Origin of the sequence: Mucilaginibacter sp. UYP27 (assembly GCF_040547175.1) — a bacterium.
Classification (GTDB): Bacteria; Bacteroidota; Bacteroidia; order Sphingobacteriales; family Sphingobacteriaceae; genus Mucilaginibacter.
The window spans coordinates 101,633-118,757 of the sequence record NZ_JBEPPE010000007.1 but is presented as its reverse complement, the minus strand read 5'-3'; the positions used below and the strand labels follow the sequence as shown (position 1 = coordinate 118,757).

Genomic DNA, 17,125 nt, shown 5'->3' with positions numbered 1-17,125 from the left:
GCATCTGCAAATGGGTAACAACGGCCAACATCATCTCTCCTACTTTTCTGATACTTCTATAAACGGTATCGCCTTACCCCAAAAATTCACTTTTCCGTTTTATTACGTTCCGCACCCGTTAACATTACTTGCTGTGGCAGATCTACAAAAATATCTAAACGAGCAAACCAACCTTAACCATAATTTTGGATTGGATGATGAGCAGGAAGGCCCTGTTATTGGCAAAATGTTTGGCGTTTTGGTAGTGCAAGATGCGGATGGCAGGTTGGGTTATTTATCTGCCTTCTCGGGTAAAATGGCCGGCTCTAACGATCACTCTAAATTTGTACCACCCGTTTTTGATATGCTGATAGAGGATAGTTTCTTCCTGAAGGGACAGGATATCATCAATACCATTAACCAACAGGTAAAGACAATAGAGGCTGATGAAAATTACATCAACCAAAAACAGGAACATGAGCAGGCCACTACACTATCCCTTGAAGAAATAGCATCGTCCAAAAAACAGCTAAAAACGAATAAGGATCGCCGTAAAAAGCTCCGCGAAGCGCAAAAAGGCATTTTAGACGAGCCAGATTATGAAGCTTTTGAAGCCGACCTAATTAAACAAAGCCTGCGGGACAAGCATGAGTTTAACATACTATCCAACAAATGGGAACAACACCTAACCGAACTAAAATCACGCATTGCACAGTTTGAGGATGAGGCAGAACGTTTAAAAAAAGACCGTAGGGAAAGGTCGTCTGCATTGCAGCAGCAGTTGTTTGAGCAATATGTATTTTTGAATATAGATAATTGGGAGAAAAGCCTGCATGAAATATTCGCTGCTACCGTATTTGGGAAGCCCCCCGCTGCTGCCGGCGAATGTGCCACCCCAAAACTATTACAATACGCATTCAAGCGCGGTTACAAACCGCTTGCCATGGCCGAGTTTTGGTGGGGCGCGGCACCAAAATCTGAAATAAGGCAGCATAAGCAATTTTACCCCGCCTGCACGGGTAAATGTAAACCCATTTTGGCACACATGCTGGAGGGGATGGCCGTAGACGATAACCCGCTCCTCGAAAACCCTACCGAAAGCAATGTGATCGATATTATTTACGAGGATGATTACTTTGTTATAGTTAACAAATCTGCCGATTTACGTTCGGTGCCGGGGGTTAATATCCATGATTCGGTATATAGCAGGTTAAAATCAAGGTTTGATGATATCGAACCACTTATCGTCCACAGGCTGGACATGGGCACGTCGGGGTTGTTGGTAGTAGCCAAAACTAAGGAAGCCCATAAATTTATCCAGGCGCAATTTTTAAAACGCACGGTAACCAAACGCTACACTGCGTTGCTTTCTAAAGTGATCACGGAATCTGAAGGCGAGATCAGCCTGCCCCTGCGGGCGGACTTGCTGAACAGGCCAAGGCAACTGGTTTGTTTTAACGAAGGCAAAAAGGCCGTAACCAAATGGAAAGTGATTCAACGGAACGAGCATACTACTAAAGTCCATTTTTGGCCGCTAACCGGGCGTACCCACCAGTTAAGGATGCATTCGGCACACCTGCAGGGGCTTAACGCCCCTATCGTGGGTGATGACCTGTACGGAACCGGGGCCAAAAGGCTTTACCTGCATGCTGCCTACCTGCAATTTGTGCATCCCCAAAGCAAACAAACCATCACTTTTGAGATACCCGAAGATTTTTAGTAAAATTTTGTTTTGCTTACATTTTTAGCAAAATAGAATTATATTTTTGCACCCGTAATGGCAGAGATGAACCCGGTGATGCAGTTGGCTTATGATTATTTAGAAAGCACCAACACGGTTGTTTTTTTAACGGGTAAAGCGGGCACCGGCAAAACCACTTTTCTGCAAAACCTGCGGCAGTCCTCGCAAAAAAAGCTTGCCGTAGTTGCGCCCACAGGCGTAGCTGCCATCAATGCCGGGGGCATGACCATCCACTCGTTTTTCCAGCTTGGGTTTGGGCCGATCATCCCATCGGGAACAGAAAGACCCGAAGTGCATTTCAACACCGAGAAGAAAGAATTGCTTGCCAACCTGGAACTGCTGGTTATTGACGAGGTGAGTATGGTGCGCCCCGATGTGCTTGACCAGATAGACCTGATACTACGCAATATAAAAGGCTCGCCATATCCTTTTGGTGGTGTGCAACTACTGCTTATTGGCGATCTTTCGCAGCTTAGCCCCATCATTAAAGATGATGAATGGGGCATATTACGGCCTTATTATAATACACCTTACTTTTTCAGCAGCAGGGTGATGCAAAAAGCGCCTTATGTGCGTATAGAGCTTAACCACGTGTTCAGGCAAAAAGAGCAGGCCTTTGTTGATATTTTGAATGAAGTGCGCAACAATACCATCAGCCCTGCAAGCCTGCAAACGTTAAACGACAGGCATGTACCCGGCTTTAAACCTACAGTTGATGAGCCGTATATTACCCTCACCACCCACAACAGCATAGCACAAAAAATTAATTACGAATACCTGGAGGCGCTTAACGCCCGAGAGGTGGAATATACCGCTACCGTTAGCGGCGATTTCCCGAGGGATGCCTACCCTACCGACATCAGCCTGAAATTGAAAATTGGCTCGCAGGTGATGTTTGTGAAGAATGATAGCTCGGCGGAGAAGTTATATTATAATGGTAAAATAGGCACCGTTACCGCGCTGGATGAAAGCACGGTTTACGTACAATGCGGCAGCGATGGCAAGGAAATAGCCGTAGAAGCGCTGGAATGGACCAATATTAATTACCAGATGGAGGGCGACGAGATCAACGAAACAAATTCGGGCAGTTTCGCGCAGATCCCGCTTAAACTGGCTTGGTCTATCACCATTCATAAAAGCCAGGGGCTTAGTTTTGATAAGGCCATTATTGACGTGTCCGAATCTTTTGCGCATGGGCAGGCATACGTTGCCCTAAGCCGTTGCCGCAGCCTTGCAGGCATGGTTTTACGTAACCCTATCGCGGCGCGTAACATTATTGGCGACCCGGCAGTTACGCGTTTTAACGAGCACTCGGCACAGGTAGCACCCGACGAAAAACGGCTTGAGCACGACAGGCACCTGTATCAGCAATACTTATTAAGCGAACTATTTAACTTTGGCCCGCTGCAAACCAAGCTTAAAGAATTTACCAGTTTACTGCCCAACCTGGAAACGGATATTATTGCCGTAGCAGAAAAATTCAACCGGCAACTAAAAATTGAGCGCAGCCAGCAGGCATCAGCCTATTTTTTGGAGAAACTAACCGGGGCTATAGAAATACTGCACCAAAACCTGCCTTTCCTGATAGATAAATCAAAAGAAAAAGCCGCCAAAGCCGACCAACTTATTATATGGCTGATGAACCGCATACAGCTATTACAATATTTTACAGCAAATCCTTTTAAAACCACCATTTATTTAGAGCAGCTAAAAAACAAAGTAACCACTCACGACCGCGGCTATCTTAAAGCACTGAACGCCCTGCCTAACGAAGAGCTTTACAATCAGCTACTCGCCTGGCGCGAAAAAGTGGCAACCCGTCAGAAAATAATGCCAGGGATGGTGTTTACCGAGAAAACGCTGGCTGCTATTGCAGAAAAACTGCCGGCAACTTTAAAAAACTTCAGCGGCATTAAAGGCGTCGGCCCTCAAAAGGCAAATCAATACGGGGCAGATATTATTACACTTATCCGCATATATCAGCAAGGGCCGGATAACGACCAGGCAAGTTTGTTTTAATTATAATCTATCCTATCAAAGTATTTGATTTCAAATTCTCTATATTCGGATAGAAGAAATCAGGGGCATTTAAAATAGCGGCTATTTATGTGATTGTGGGCGTGCTATGGATCATGCTGAGCGACAAGCTGTTATTTGCCATGCAAAACCACGTCGACCTGGAGTTTGTATTATTTATAGGCAGCATTAAAGGCGTTGGGTATGTATTGCTGACCGGTTTGCTGCTATATCAACTGATAAAACTACACACCCGCCGCATATCTGAAAGCGAATTACGTTATCGCAGTTATTTTGATGATAACCCCAACCCAATGTGGATAATTGACCTGCGCACTTTTGCTTTTACTGCGGTTAACGAGGCTGCAATTTCTTTTTACGGTTACAGCCGGGAGGAGTTTTTCAAGATGAATGTGCTGGATCTTTGTTTACCCGAAGACCTTGCCGCTGTGCATACCGCAGCACGCGAATTACAACCCGGCATGAATGATAGCGGCGTTTGGCGCCATCATAAAAAAAACGGTAACATCATAAACGTCGCCATTACAGCACACCTGTTACGCAGCCAGAAAAGCGGCAACATTATGGCGATGGTAAAAGAAGTTGCCCCCTAACCCTGGTTGACCTTAAAGAAGTTTTCTGTAGATGCAACCAAAGTAGGGTTAACCATTACCGGTTCCGCTTCCAGCCCGCTTGCCCAAAGTTCTGCGTCAAATTTCTTGAAAGATGCCAGCGAAAGTAAAACATCGTGCGGCATCATCCTCAAACTGGTCGAAATGCATAAAAGTTTTACCATCGGAAAGCAACCAGCACCCGCATTTTATGCCGGAATGCTTCACTTCTTTTAACTCCTTTATAATCCCGCGTATGTTAGCCTGGTTCACAGGCGAAAATGCCGCGGTGGTTGTGTATTGTACCCTGTTTACTCTCATAATTATTTATTATTGATGAGTAAAGATACCCGCCGCCATTCAATAATAAAATGTGTAATTGGGACAGATTGCAGGGTGAATTGCGACAAAAAAAGCCCAGCTTATTTTTGCAAGGCATTTTGATATTTTTAATTTAGCTATCCTATTCCCCACCCGCCATCATATCTACCATAAATTTTAGAGCGCCTTCCGAGTGCAGGGCTTCGGTGTTTTGCAGGGTGAAGTATGCCGTTTCGGATGCGCGTTTTAGCATTTGGGTTTCGTAGGTTTTGATAGCTGATAAGGTATCGGGATAGCTTTCATCGAGTAACTGTTGGCTTAGTTCTAACGCATCCAGCATAGCCATATTTACGCCCTCGCCGGCGTAGGGTGGCATCAGGTGGGCGGCATCGCCAAGCATGGTGAGGTTTGGTTTTGATTCCCAGGTTTGGTCTAAGGGCATGCAATATTGCGGGCGGGGAATAAAGTTGCCGCTGGTATTCTCAAAAAGCTCGTCCCAGGCATCGCCCCATCCTATATATTCCTGTTTAAACCAGGCAAGCACCTGTACTCTATCGCTAAAGTCTACCCCGCAATCACGAGCCCAGTTCTCTTCGGTTTTAAAGCCGGGGTAAAACACCAGGCTCCCATCCCCTTTCGAGCTCACGATCAAACTTTTGGTATCGCCGAAGGCAAATATTTTACCGCCGTTAAGCAGGGTGTGCATATTGGGGATTGTTTTAGCTGAGCTATATACCGATGCTTCGATGGCAGTCATCCCTGCAAAAAATGGCTTTATATCGGTTAGGTATGGGCGCAGTTTTGAGTTGGCGCCATCTGCAGCTACAACTATATCGGCGTTCTCAGCATAGCCATTTTTGAAAGTTATTGTCCAGCCTTTGCCTTTTGGTGTAAGGGTGTCAAACTGCCTGTCCCAAACCAATGTGCCGGGCAGTAATGAATCAAGCAGAATTTTTTGCAGCGGGCCGCGGTCTATCTCGGGTCGCCAATGCTCATCGTTCCGCTCGGTGTTATCTTCCAGCCAAATTTTGGCATGCTTATCTACAATTCGTAACCTATCGGCACCGGGGCGGTAATTGGCCATAAAGGCATCCCACAAACCAGCCGCACGGATGGCCGCCAATCCAGATTCGTCATGCAGATCGAGCGTGGCTCCTTTCGGGCGGGCATCCTTATTAGCATCGCGTTCGTAGACTCTTACATTCGCGCCGTTCATTTGTAAAAGCCTGGCAAGCGTTAAGCCGCCCGGGCCTGCGCCTATAACGGCTATATTTTTTGATTTGATGTTATTCATTTTTAAACAGGGAGTTAATTATGCACCCTGTTTGGGTAGACGGACCATCACCGTTTATCTTTTAAAATATTTTTATTTAAACCACAAAAGCCGCCAAACTTACGTTTGGCGGCTTTTAGATCGTATGTTGACTGAATTATTTAGTAGGTGCTAACACGGCGTTTAGGCCGTTCACCACACCGTTGGCGCCAACAAGGTCATATAAAATAACCTGCGAAGTATTACCTGCGGCGTTTGAAAGCTGCAATTTTTTATCGGCAGTAACCGAAAGTGTAAGCGTTTGTCCGTCGATAGTTGTCAACGTAGCCTTGCCTTTACCGGCATTTAATGCTTTGATGATATCAGCTTTAGCATATTTACCGGTCACTACGTGGCCTTTAAGCACGGTGGCTAATTTTGCAGGATCTTTTACCAGGCTATCCAATTTTGCAGATGGTAGCGCGCTGAACGCGGCATTGTTTGGGGCGAAAATTGTATATGGGCCACCTGTTTTAAGGGTTGCCTCAAGGCCTGCCGCCTTTACATCGGCAAGGGCAGTAGAGTAATCTGCATTGCTGGCTAATGCGCCAACTACATCGGTTGCGCCATCTGCAACTGCAGGTGTGGTGGCGGTAGCTGTAGTGGTAGTTTTTTTGGTAGTATCTTGTACTTGTGCAAATGCACGGCCGGTGGTTAAACTTAAAACGACTAACGCGCCAACCATTAAAGTGGATCTTTTCATGTTACTGATGTTTGTAATTGAATTAATTGATTTGGTTAAAGTGTAGTTGTTTTTATCTATATAGCGCAGTTTATTTTAAGTGGGTAACTGCCATTTATAACGCCAAAAAAATCAAATTTGTTTAACAGGCGCATAAAAAATAAATGCTAATGCCGTGCCATCAGTCACAAGATAGTGTAAATCAATTAGTTGAAAACTTATAATTTCAGACTAAAATTATAAGCTTTCCGGTGATTCTAACGCCGAAGTGGCAATAACGTCCATCATTTAATTTGCAACATAGTATTATGATTTGTTGCGAGACATCCGCATTTATAATCCGTCCGGTTGGAAATCTAAGGAGACGGAATTCATACAGAACCTTTTGTAAGTTGGTGCGGGGCCGTCATCAAAAATATGCCCCAAATGCGAGCTACAACGTGCGCAAATCACCTCGGTGCGCTCCATCCCTACTGAATTATCCTGCTTGTAAATTACGCTGTTCTTGCGTACAGGCTCGTAAAAGCTTGGCCATCCGCAATCGCTTGCAAACTTAGCATCAGAACGGAAGAGTTTGTTACCGCAAACCGCACAGTAGTAAATCCCTTTGGCGCTTTTGTTCCAGAACTGGCCGGTGAAGGGGCGTTCGGTAGCTTGCTCGCGGGCAGTCGCGTACAATGTAGGTGGCAGAATCTTTTTCCACTGGGCGTCCGTAACCTTTAAAGGAGTGGTATCGGTGTTGGAATAATATGGGTTATTCTCGTGCCCTTTATTGCTCTTTAAGTGCTGCGCGAATGTAGCGAAGTTAAAGGTTAGTAATAATACAGCGGTGATATATATCGCTTTCATTTTTAGCTTTTCAGTTTATTTTTAAATACTTTTCTAAACTTATCCAGTTCGGGTTGTATCACATATTTGCAATACGGGTTGCTTCCTTTATTCTTGTTAAAATAATCCTGGTGATAATCTTCGGCTTTGTAGAAAATCTTGTAGGATGTTACCTGGGTAACAATATTGCTTTTGTAGGCTTTCTCGGTATTTAGCTTACCAATGTAATAATCGGCCTTTTGTTTTTGGGCGGCGTTATGGTAAAATATAGCAGAGCGGTACTGCGTACCTACATCGTTCCCCTGGCGGTTTAGCTGGGTTGGGTCGTGCGCTACAAAAAATGCGGCCAAAAGATCATCATAGCTAATCTCTTTCGGGTCGTAAATAATATTACAGGCTTCGGCATGGCCTGTAGTGCCGGTGCAAACTTGTTTATAGGTTGGGTTGGCAACACTGCCACCGCTAAAACCCGATACAACTTTTTTAACTCCCTTCAATTGCTGAAATTTCGCCTCGGTACACCAAAAGCAGCCTGTGGCAAATGTGGCGGTGTCTAATTTAATTTTATCGACTAAAGCCTTTTTAGGCGTACCCGCCAGGGCGCTGACACCTATTAATAACAATAGTGCAATTTGAATGCTTATCCTCTTCATATAATTTTAAGATGTACACGTTTAAACGTGCTGGCTAACTAACGTAAATATGGTTTTAAGTATTACCCATTCGTCGTAAAACAGTATACAAACTTACGTGTTGTAATTATTGTGATGTGCCCATGACAAACATTGTTATTCTTACATACGTGGATAACAAATCATTGTCATTTTACGTATTAATAGATAGCAAATTATAAGTAAAGCATATCAATTAATAAATTAATGCCATTTAATGAATAATTAATGGTACATTTGTCACTATTTAAATCAATATAATGCAACAAGGAACAGTAAAATTTTTTAACGAAGAAAAGGGTTTTGGATTCATCACCCCAAGTAACGGTGGCAAAGAAGTGTTTGTTCACTCATCAGGTTTAGTTGATCGCATCCGCGAGAACGATACTGTACAGTATGAAGTAGAAGAAGGCAAAAAAGGCCCTAACGCGGTAAAAGTTAAAGTAGCTTAATACACTATATTAATAATCGTGAAGCATCCGTTAACCATACGGATGCTTTTTATTTTTTTTCCATGGGCCTTTTAAACGCCCGTACCCCCCGCTCTTTAAAGTTTTTTTATTAATTTAATTGCCGGCAAAAGGTGGCCGCATTATTCCCATTAAATGAGACAACTTAAGATAAGTCAATCTATTACCAACCGCGAAACCCAATCGCTGGATAAATACTTAACAGAGATTGGTAAAGTAGACCTCATTAGCGCACAGGAAGAAGTTATCCTGGCACAAAAAATACGCGAAGGCGACCAGGCCGCATTAGAGCGACTTACAAAAGCCAACCTTCGTTTCGTAGTATCAGTAGCAAAACAATATCAAAACCAAGGCATTACCCTTGGAGACCTTATTAACGAAGGTAACTTGGGCCTAATTAAAGCCGCCCGCCGTTTTGACGAAACCAAAGGTTTCAAATTTATATCATACGCCGTTTGGTGGATCCGCCAATCTATTATCTCTGCTATATCAGACCAATCACGTTCGGTACGTTTACCGTTGAACCAGATAGGTACATTGAGCAAGATCCGCAAAACACAATCAACGCTTGAACAACAGTTAGAGCGCGAAGCAACGCCCGAAGAACTGGCCGAATGCCTGGAAACTACAGTGGAAAAGATCGCCGACTCGTTACGTAACTCGGGCCGCCAGGTATCTATGGATGCCCCTTTTCAACAAGGTGAAGAAGGTACATTACTTGATGTAATGCACAATGATGACCCAACTACCGACAGTGGTTTGATCCACGATTCATTAGCGACCGAACTTGGCCGTTCCCTATCTAAATTAGGTGAGCGCGACCGCGAAGTACTAATGTTATTTTACGGCCTGGGCGATAATCATACCCACACCTTAGAAGAAATAGGCGAAAAATTTGTTCTTACCCGCGAACGGGTTCGCCAGATAAAGGACAAAGCCTTACAACGTATAAAACAATCATCGCGCAGCGGTGCGCTGCAATCTTATTTGTAGTATTACCATCCGCATAGATACAAAAGCCGCTTTTAAGACACTTAAAAGCGGCTTTTTTTCGCCCCAAAAACTCCCCGAGCAGCCATCATCAAAACATTGTAAAATTAGGCTGACTTAGTAGTGTACTATGTACACTTTGCTTAAATTTGCATCGTCATTTATAACGGTGACAAACAAAAAAATACAGAAATGAGCGATCTTTCTAACCCTTCGGTTTTTACAGGCCATGAGCCTGTAACTCCTAAAAAAATTGTGGTTATTGGGGGAGGTTTTGCCGGTGTAAACTTCGCGCAAAACGTGGCAAAAAACAAAAGCTACCAGGTTACGCTGGTAGATAAAAACAACTTCAATTACTTCCCTCCGTTGTTGTACCAAGTATCAACCAGTTTCCTGGAACCATCAAGCATCAGTTACCCTTTCCGTAAACTGTTCCGTAAGGATAACATCCGTTTCCGCCTGGGCGAGCCTGTAAAAGTTGACCCGGTTACACAAACCATTTATTTAAAAGACGGCGAGATGGACTATGATTACCTTGTATTTGCAAGCGGCGCTAAAACAAACTTTTTCGGCAATGCCAACATTGAGGCAAATGCCATCCCGATGAAAAGCATTGACGATGGCCTGCGCATGCGTAATGCCCTGTTGCAAACGCTTGAACGCGCTACTATCACCAAAGACCCTGCCGAACGAAAAAAACTGCTGACCATTGTAGTAGCAGGCGGCGGCCCAACCGGCGTAGAAGTATCGGGCATGTTGGCCGAAATGAAGAACTACATCTTTAAAAAGGATTACCCGGAATTGGTTAACCAACCGGGCGCTATATACATCATAGACGGCAGCCCTAACCTGTTAGGTGCCATGAGCGAGAAAACCCATAAGGAAGCCTACAAAGTACTTACCAGCCTTGGCGTTAAGGTAAAGCTTAACCTGCATGTTAACGATTATGTAGATGGCAGGATCTTGCTATCCAACGGCGAAGTAATAGAATCAAACACCCTGATATGGGCGGCTGGTATCACTGCCAATACTTTTGACGGCATCCCGGTTACCTGCCTTGGCGCAGGCCGCAGGATGATGACCGACGAGCACAACAAGGTACATGGATTAGAAAACATATATTCTATTGGTGATGCCAGCATCCAGACAACCGATGCAGCTTATCCTAAAGGCCACCCGCAAATAGCACAGGTTGCCATACAGCAAGGCAAAACCTTGGCGGCAAACTTTATTGCTATGGCTAAAGGCCAGCCTTTAAAACCATTCAATTATTTCGATAAAGGTGACATGGCTATCATAGGCCGCAACAGCGCGGTGGTGGATCTCTTTAAGCACAAAGTTCACTTCCGTGGCATAATCGCGTTGTTTATGTGGCTGTTCATCCACCTGATATCGTTGGTGAATTACCGTAACAAACTGCGCACGCTTTATAACTGGGCGGTTGCCTATTTAAGCCGCGATCAGTCGTTTAGGATGATATTTAAGTCGGGCGTGTAATAAGCTTGACGACACCATTGAAAGCATCAATGGTGTTACAGCCTTCTTTTTACTTCATAACGAGGTGATACGATATTAAAACATACAATGCTATAAAAATAATAAGCCTGCAGTATTTTACTGCAGGCTTATTGCTTTTATTAGTCAGGCCTGATTAAATCAATAACATTGCGGTCCCTAAAATAAACCCTCGCGGTTCATTTTAGGGCGCAATGTTTCAAACAATAAACTAAGCACTAACTACGCCCATCCTTTTTAATAGTTTCCGGTTTTCGCGCCTGTGGATCAACTTGTAAACCATAGCATAAATAACAGGTAATATTAAGAGGGTAAGAATAGTTGAGGTAACCAAGCCCCCTATCACCACAATGGCCAAGGGTTTTTGGGTTTCGGAGCCTATCCCGGTTGATAAGGCGGCAGGCATCAGGCCAATTGCGGCCATCAAGGCGGTCATCACCACCGGGCGCACACGCGATATTACACCTTCCATTAACGCAATATCAAGCGTCATATGCTCTTCCAGGTTCTTCCGGAACACCGAGATCAGGATCACACCGTTTTGGATACACACCCCAAACAAGGCTATGAAACCAATACCGGCCGAGATGCTGAAGTTGGTATGCGTAATGTGCAGCGCCAATATCCCGCCTATCAGCGCGAATGGTACGTTCATAATGGTGAGCATGGCATCTTTGGCATTACCAAAGGTTACATACAGTATCAGGAAGATCACCAATAAACAAATAGGCACCACGTGGGCCAATGTGTTTGATGCACGGATCTGGTTCTCGAACTCGCCGTTCCAGGTAAAGGCATAACCTTTATCAAGCTTTACAGCAGCATTTACTTTTTGTTGCGCCTCGGCAATGGTACTGCCCAGGTCGCGGCCACGCACACTAAATTTGACTGCTATGTAGCGCGTGTTATTATCCCTGAAGATAAACGCCGGGCCGGTCAGTTGTTTTATGGTCGAGATCTCCTTAATGGATATTTTTGAGCCATTCATGGTAGGTACCATCAGGTTCTCTATTTTCTCTTCGGTATCGCGATACTGCTTTTGGTAGCGCAGGCGGATGTCGAACTTACGCTCGCCCTCGTATAATTGTGTCGCAGCTTTACCTCCTATCGCCATCTCAATAACCGAGTTTGCATCGGCAGTGGCAACGCCATACAGCGCCATCTTTTGCTGGTCAAGCTCTATCCTAAACTCAGGCTGGCCAAGGTTACGCAGCACGCCTAAATCGTCTACGCCCTGTATATTTTTCAGCACCTTCATTACCGCGTCGGCCTTATGGTCGAGCGTTTCAAAGTCCGATCCAAAGATCTTGACGGCCATACTTGCGTTTACACCGGCTACGGCCTCGTCCACATTATCGCGGATAGGTTGCGAGTAGTTGAATACGATGCCCGGCAGTTTACGCAGCTGGGTATCCATCTGGTCTATCAAAGCCTCTTCGGATAAGCCGCTTGGCCAGTCCTTTTTATTTTTCAGATCCACCTGGATCTGCACGTTAAAGAAACCCTTAGGGTCGGTACCGTCATTGGTGCGGCCCACCTGGGCAAGCGTTTGCTTCACCTCGGGGAATTTCTCCAAAATCTGCATCATCTTTTGGTTGATGTGCTCGGCCTGGTTTAGCGATACACTCATCGGTAGCTCAGCCTCAACCCAAAGGGCGCCCTCATTTAAATCGGGCAAAAATTCTGTTCCTAAGAACTTAGCCGAGAAGAAGGTGATCACCATAAAGGCAAGCGCTACCAGCAGGCTCAGTTTTTGGTTTTTATAGGTGAAGCCAAACATCCTGCGGATGCCATTCTCGAAGAATATAACTAACGGGTTATGCTTCTCCCGTACGTTTTTCTTGAGCAATATGCTGGATAGTGCCGGCACCAGCGTAAGGGTAAATATCAACGCGCCCAACAAGGCAAAACCCAAAGTGTAGGCCAGCGGAGAGAACATTTTACCCTCAACCTTTTGGAACGCGAAGATGGGGATCAAACAAGTAATGATGATCAGCTTGGAAAAGAAGATAGCCTTGCCCATTTCGGCACCTACATTCTTAAACAAACCAAGCTTGGCAATCTTGTTAAATTTCTCCATACCAAGTTCTTTGGCGCGATGGTCGAGCGCTACGAAAATGCCCTCTACCATCACCACGGCCCCATCTATGATGATCCCGAAATCAACCGCCCCCATCGAGAGTAAGTTGGCCGTCATCCCCTTAATGCGCATACATATAAAGGCGAAAAGCAATGCAAGCGGGATAATGATGGCTACGGTTAAGGTAGTGCGCCAATCGGCCATAAACAGGAACACGATAACGGTTACCAATACGATACCCTCCAACAGGTTATGGATCACCGTTTCGGTACAAAAATCCATCAGGTTGGTACGGTCGTAAAAGGTATCTATCTTAACATCCTTCGGCAGGATGTTCTCGTTCAGGTCTTTCACCTTCTCGCGGATCTTATCAAGCACCAGCGCAGGGTTTTCGCCTTTGCGCATCACGATGATACCTTCTATCACATCCTTCTGCCTGTCGCGGCTTACCTGCCCAAGGCGTGGCAGGCCACTTTCCTTAATTTCGGCAACGTTGCGCGCCAGAATAGGTACGTTGTTTACATTTTTAATGATGATGTTCTGGATCTCGCTGACGTTGTTGATCAAACCGATACCACGCACTACAAAGGCCTGGTCGTTCTTCTCGATAACATCGCCACCCACATTAATATTACTGCGGTTAATGGCGTTATACACATCTAGGGATGTTAACCCATATTTTTGAAGCAATTGCGGGTTTACGCTCACCTCGTAAGTTTTTTCCTCGCCACCAAAGCTATTTACATCGGCAACACCCTGGATAGATTTAAACTGGCGGTCCAATACCCAATCCTGTATCGCGGTAAGGTCATGGATAGATTCGGTTTTGCTTTTAAGCGTGTAACGGTAGATCTCGCCGGTTGGGCCGTATGGCGGCTCAACCTCGGGTTTAACACCATCTGGCAGGTCGGCATTTTGCAGGCGGCTCAGCACCTGTTGGCGGGCAAAGGCATCATCCACATCGTCATCAAAAATGATGCGCAGGTATGATAAGCCGAATGATGAAGTAGTACGCAGGTTAGCCTTTTTTTGTACCGAGTTTAAAACGGTTTCCATGGGTATGGTGATCATTTTCTCCACCTCTTCGGCACTACGGCCCGGCCATTGGGCAATTACGATGATTTGCGTATTGGTAACGTCCGGGAACGTCTCGATAGGGGTATTCAAGTAGCTCCAGACGCCCAATACAGCCAGCACCGCAGTCAAAAAGAATACCATCGCCCGGTGCCTGAGCGAGTAGTATATGATATTTTTAATTAGCTTATTCATTTTTATATTTTTAAGGAGCCGGAGCGAAGAGCGACGACATCTTAAATTAATTCTGTCTTGCTTCTTAACTCTTATGTCTTAATTCTAATTGTCTTGATTCTTGACTCTTGACTCTTACATCTTGATTCTATTAATGATTCTTAAGTCCTGACTCTCTTCTTAATCCTCCGTTAAAGCATTGTAAAGCAGCAACTGGCTTTTAGAAATCACCTTATCACCAGCCTTTAAGCCCGATGCGATATAGGTAATATCGTCAACCGTTTTTATCACGTTTACCGGACGTACTTGCAGGTCGCACTTGCTGTTGTAAACCACGACGTAGTTTTTGCTGCTGTCGAATATTACAGCCGCAGCCGGGATGGCTACCGAGTTTGAGCCTTCTTTATTGGTGATGAGCACATTGGTGAACATTTCCGGCTTCAGTAACATATCATTGTTGGATAACGCGATACGCACTTTCATTACCTTGTTATCCGGATCAAGTACCGAGCTTATCTCATCTATTTTACCGTTGAATACTTTATCGGGATAGGCCAGTGTTGTTATTGTAGCATCGTAACCTTTTTTAACCTTGGCAATGTCTGTCTCAAACACATTTGCCCAAATCCACACATCCTTCATATCAGATATGGTGAAAAGGCTATTCGCGTTATCCGGGCGGATAAAGTTACCTGCCGAGATATTTTTCTCTACTATGTAACCGCTGCCCGGTGCCTTTATAATAAGCGAGCCGCTGGCGCTGGTATTGCCACCGCCGTTAATAGCAATCTGGTCGCGGACTTTGCTATTCGCGGCTACCGCCTTATTATAATTTTCTTTTGCTTCGGTATAATCACGCTCGCTGGAGATGCCGTTCTTGTACAGGTACTCGGCTTGCTCCAACTGGCGTTTGTTGATGGCCAGGTCAGATTTTGTAGTGCTTAGGTCGGTATAGCTACCTGCAACATCCGCGCTGCGGATAATGGCAAGCGTTTGGCCCTTGGTTACTTTATCACCAAGGGAAACCTTAACTTCCATTACCTGCCCGCTGGTGAAAGGGAACACCTTTACCACTTTATTTTCATCGAATGATACCTCGCCCGATAGTGCAAGCTCATCTTTCATGGGCTTGCTTTTGGCGGTATCTATTTTGATCATCTTTTGCAACGAATCGCTTATGCAAACCTGTTTGGTCTCCATAGTGCCAGTCTTTTTTTCCTGGCAAGCGCTAAGGCCAATTAAACCCAGGCCTAAGTATATGATGTGCTTTTTCATTTATATGTTAGTGCTATTATTGATTGAGATATATTTAAACTTTGTTCCTACCTCCCTCTCCTTTGGAGAGGGTCGGGGTGAGGCTTTTTAAAGCGGTGTTACTACTGTTGTGCCTACCGCGAAGTTGAGGTCGGCGATGGCCTTTTGCAGGTTTAGCTGCTGCTGTAAAATTTTGATCTTGGTTTCCCGGTAAGAATCGAAAAAGTCTACATACTCCTGTAGGTTAATCTGCTTCAGCTGGTAAGCTTTAGACATCCCCTTAAACAACTGATCGTACTTGGCGTAAAAGTCATTCTCGCGGTTGCCAAGCAATTGCTGGCTAAGCTTGTATTGTTGCACTGCCGAATACACATCGTTCTTCACCTGTAGTTCGCTGTTCTTTAGCGTGTATTCCTGGCTTTGGGCAGCAAGTTTCGCGTTTTTGATATTACCCTGGTTACGGTTAAAGATGGGCAACGGCAGGCTGATCTCTAAACCCACAAAGTTGCGGGCGTAGCTACTATTTTGGTCAAACGTGCTACCAATGGTAACATCCGGCACGGCCAGCGCTTTTTGCAGCGACAGGTTATGGTTGTTTTGATCTAACAGATATTGGTTAGCCAGGTAATCGCCACGGTTTGCTTTTGCAAGAGCAGATAGGTCATTTGCGTTGAGCGTGGTATCTGTATTATTAAAAGTTATTTGCGGGGCGATGAATTGTTCCTGATTAGCAACCAACAAAGTTTTCAATTCGCTTTGCAGGTCGTTTATCTGGCGGTCTATTTCAACAAGGTCATTCTGCAAACCAAATAATAAGGCTTTTAAACGTATCAGGTCTTTAAGAGAGTTATTACCTGCCTGGTAAGATTTATCTGTAGCGTTCACCATATTGGTAGCCGACGCTATCTCGGTCTGGTAAACTTTACGCTGGTCTATCAGGTTGGCCACCTGCGAAAAATCTAAGAGCAGGTTGTAGTGCAAATTCCGCAACAAATCATTAAATTGTGCCTGCTGGATGTTTACATCATCATTAGCAATTTGTACCTGCTTGCCGCGTTTGCCGGCTGTCTTAAAAACCTGACTCAGTTGTACCAGTATTTGGCCGTTACCGTTACTGTGGTCAAAAAACTTTTTGTTGGCGTCGGTAATGTTCTGGTCAGTACTTAGTACGGGGTTATCCCAAAGTTTGGCTTGTTTAACCAATGCCTGCGTGGCATCAACATTATACTTTTGGGCTATCAGGCTCAGGTTGTTTTGCAGGAATAGTTTCTCTGCATCTTTAAAGTTTACCTTAAGCGTGTCAGTTTGTGCGGAGGCTTTTTGCCCGATCATAAAAGCCAGGGCAAACAGAATGAAAATTCTATAATATATACGTAACATGTGCTATTGTTTGATAGTACCAAAACT

The 17,125-nt window shown here is 44.8% G+C and carries 14 protein-coding genes; 6 read left to right on the top strand and 8 right to left on the bottom strand.

Annotation, left to right across the window (positions count from 1 at the left end):
• The first annotated feature begins 10 nt into the window (after nucleotides 1-10).
• The 3 genes from ABIB39_RS18870 to ABIB39_RS18860 all read left to right on the top strand — a co-directional run bounded on the left by ABIB39_RS18870 (nucleotide 11) and on the right by ABIB39_RS18860 (nucleotide 4,350).
• Nucleotides 11-1,699, top strand: coding sequence for an RluA family pseudouridine synthase (locus ABIB39_RS18870; protein WP_354431740.1), 1,689 nt, complete (start codon nucleotides 11-13; stop codon nucleotides 1,697-1,699).
• 57 nt (nucleotides 1,700-1,756) lie between these two features.
• Nucleotides 1,757-3,739, top strand: a complete 1,983-nt coding sequence (locus ABIB39_RS18865; protein WP_354431739.1) for an HRDC domain-containing protein — start codon at nucleotides 1,757-1,759, stop codon at nucleotides 3,737-3,739.
• 113 nt (nucleotides 3,740-3,852) lie between these two features.
• Complete coding sequence (locus ABIB39_RS18860; RefSeq protein ID WP_354431738.1) at nucleotides 3,853-4,350, top strand: PAS domain S-box protein; 498 nt, start codon at nucleotides 3,853-3,855, stop codon at nucleotides 4,348-4,350.
• Here the strand turns inward: ABIB39_RS18860 and ABIB39_RS18855 are convergent.
• The 5 genes from ABIB39_RS18855 to msrA form a co-directional block, all read right to left on the bottom strand.
• On the bottom strand, nucleotides 4,347-4,532 hold the full coding sequence (locus ABIB39_RS18855; protein ID WP_354431737.1) for a hypothetical protein: 186 nt from the start codon (nucleotides 4,530-4,532) through the stop codon (nucleotides 4,347-4,349). The genes ABIB39_RS18860 and ABIB39_RS18855 overlap by 4 nt on opposite strands.
• Before the next feature lie 278 nt (nucleotides 4,533-4,810).
• Entirely contained in the window at nucleotides 4,811-5,962 is a 1,152-nt protein-coding gene (locus tag ABIB39_RS18850) for an FAD-dependent oxidoreductase (protein ID WP_354431736.1), read from the bottom strand.
• A gap of 136 nt (nucleotides 5,963-6,098) precedes the next feature.
• Nucleotides 6,099-6,683 (bottom strand): fasciclin domain-containing protein, encoded by a 585-nt coding sequence (locus ABIB39_RS18845; protein ID WP_354431735.1) that lies wholly within the window; start codon nucleotides 6,681-6,683, stop codon nucleotides 6,099-6,101.
• Nucleotides 6,684-6,995: 312 nt separating this feature from the next.
• Nucleotides 6,996-7,511: a peptide-methionine (R)-S-oxide reductase MsrB gene (gene msrB / locus ABIB39_RS18840; RefSeq protein ID WP_354431734.1), complete on the bottom strand. Its 516-nt coding sequence runs from the start codon at nucleotides 7,509-7,511 to the stop codon at nucleotides 6,996-6,998.
• Between the two features lie 2 nt (nucleotides 7,512-7,513).
• Nucleotides 7,514-8,143, bottom strand: coding sequence for a peptide-methionine (S)-S-oxide reductase MsrA (gene msrA, locus ABIB39_RS18835; RefSeq protein WP_354431733.1), 630 nt, complete (start codon nucleotides 8,141-8,143; stop codon nucleotides 7,514-7,516).
• 278 nt (nucleotides 8,144-8,421) lie between these two features.
• Between msrA and ABIB39_RS18830 the strand changes: the two genes are divergently transcribed.
• From ABIB39_RS18830 to ABIB39_RS18820, 3 genes are all read left to right on the top strand, one after another.
• A complete protein-coding gene (locus ABIB39_RS18830; protein ID WP_129875592.1) occupies nucleotides 8,422-8,613 on the top strand; it encodes a cold-shock protein in 192 nt (63 codons plus the stop codon).
• A 153-nt stretch (nucleotides 8,614-8,766) separates the two neighbouring features.
• Entirely contained in the window at nucleotides 8,767-9,624 is an 858-nt protein-coding gene (locus ABIB39_RS18825; RefSeq protein ID WP_354431732.1) for a sigma-70 family RNA polymerase sigma factor, read from the top strand.
• 189 nt (nucleotides 9,625-9,813) lie between these two features.
• Nucleotides 9,814-11,118 (top strand): NAD(P)/FAD-dependent oxidoreductase, encoded by a 1,305-nt coding sequence (locus ABIB39_RS18820; RefSeq protein WP_354431731.1) that lies wholly within the window; start codon nucleotides 9,814-9,816, stop codon nucleotides 11,116-11,118.
• 229 nt (nucleotides 11,119-11,347) lie between these two features.
• Here ABIB39_RS18820 and ABIB39_RS18815 read toward each other — a convergent pair whose 3' ends face one another.
• The 3 genes from ABIB39_RS18815 to ABIB39_RS18805 all read right to left on the bottom strand — a co-directional run bounded on the left by ABIB39_RS18815 (nucleotide 11,348) and on the right by ABIB39_RS18805 (nucleotide 17,098).
• Entirely contained in the window at nucleotides 11,348-14,485 is a 3,138-nt protein-coding gene (locus ABIB39_RS18815) for an efflux RND transporter permease subunit (protein ID WP_354431730.1), read from the bottom strand.
• 159 nt (nucleotides 14,486-14,644) lie between these two features.
• On the bottom strand, nucleotides 14,645-15,739 hold the full coding sequence (locus ABIB39_RS18810; RefSeq protein WP_354431729.1) for an efflux RND transporter periplasmic adaptor subunit: 1,095 nt from the start codon (nucleotides 15,737-15,739) through the stop codon (nucleotides 14,645-14,647).
• Nucleotides 15,740-15,826: 87 nt separating this feature from the next.
• Complete coding sequence (locus ABIB39_RS18805) at nucleotides 15,827-17,098, bottom strand: TolC family protein (RefSeq protein ID WP_354431728.1); 1,272 nt, start codon at nucleotides 17,096-17,098, stop codon at nucleotides 15,827-15,829.
• Nucleotides 17,099-17,125: the final 27 nt, after the last annotated feature.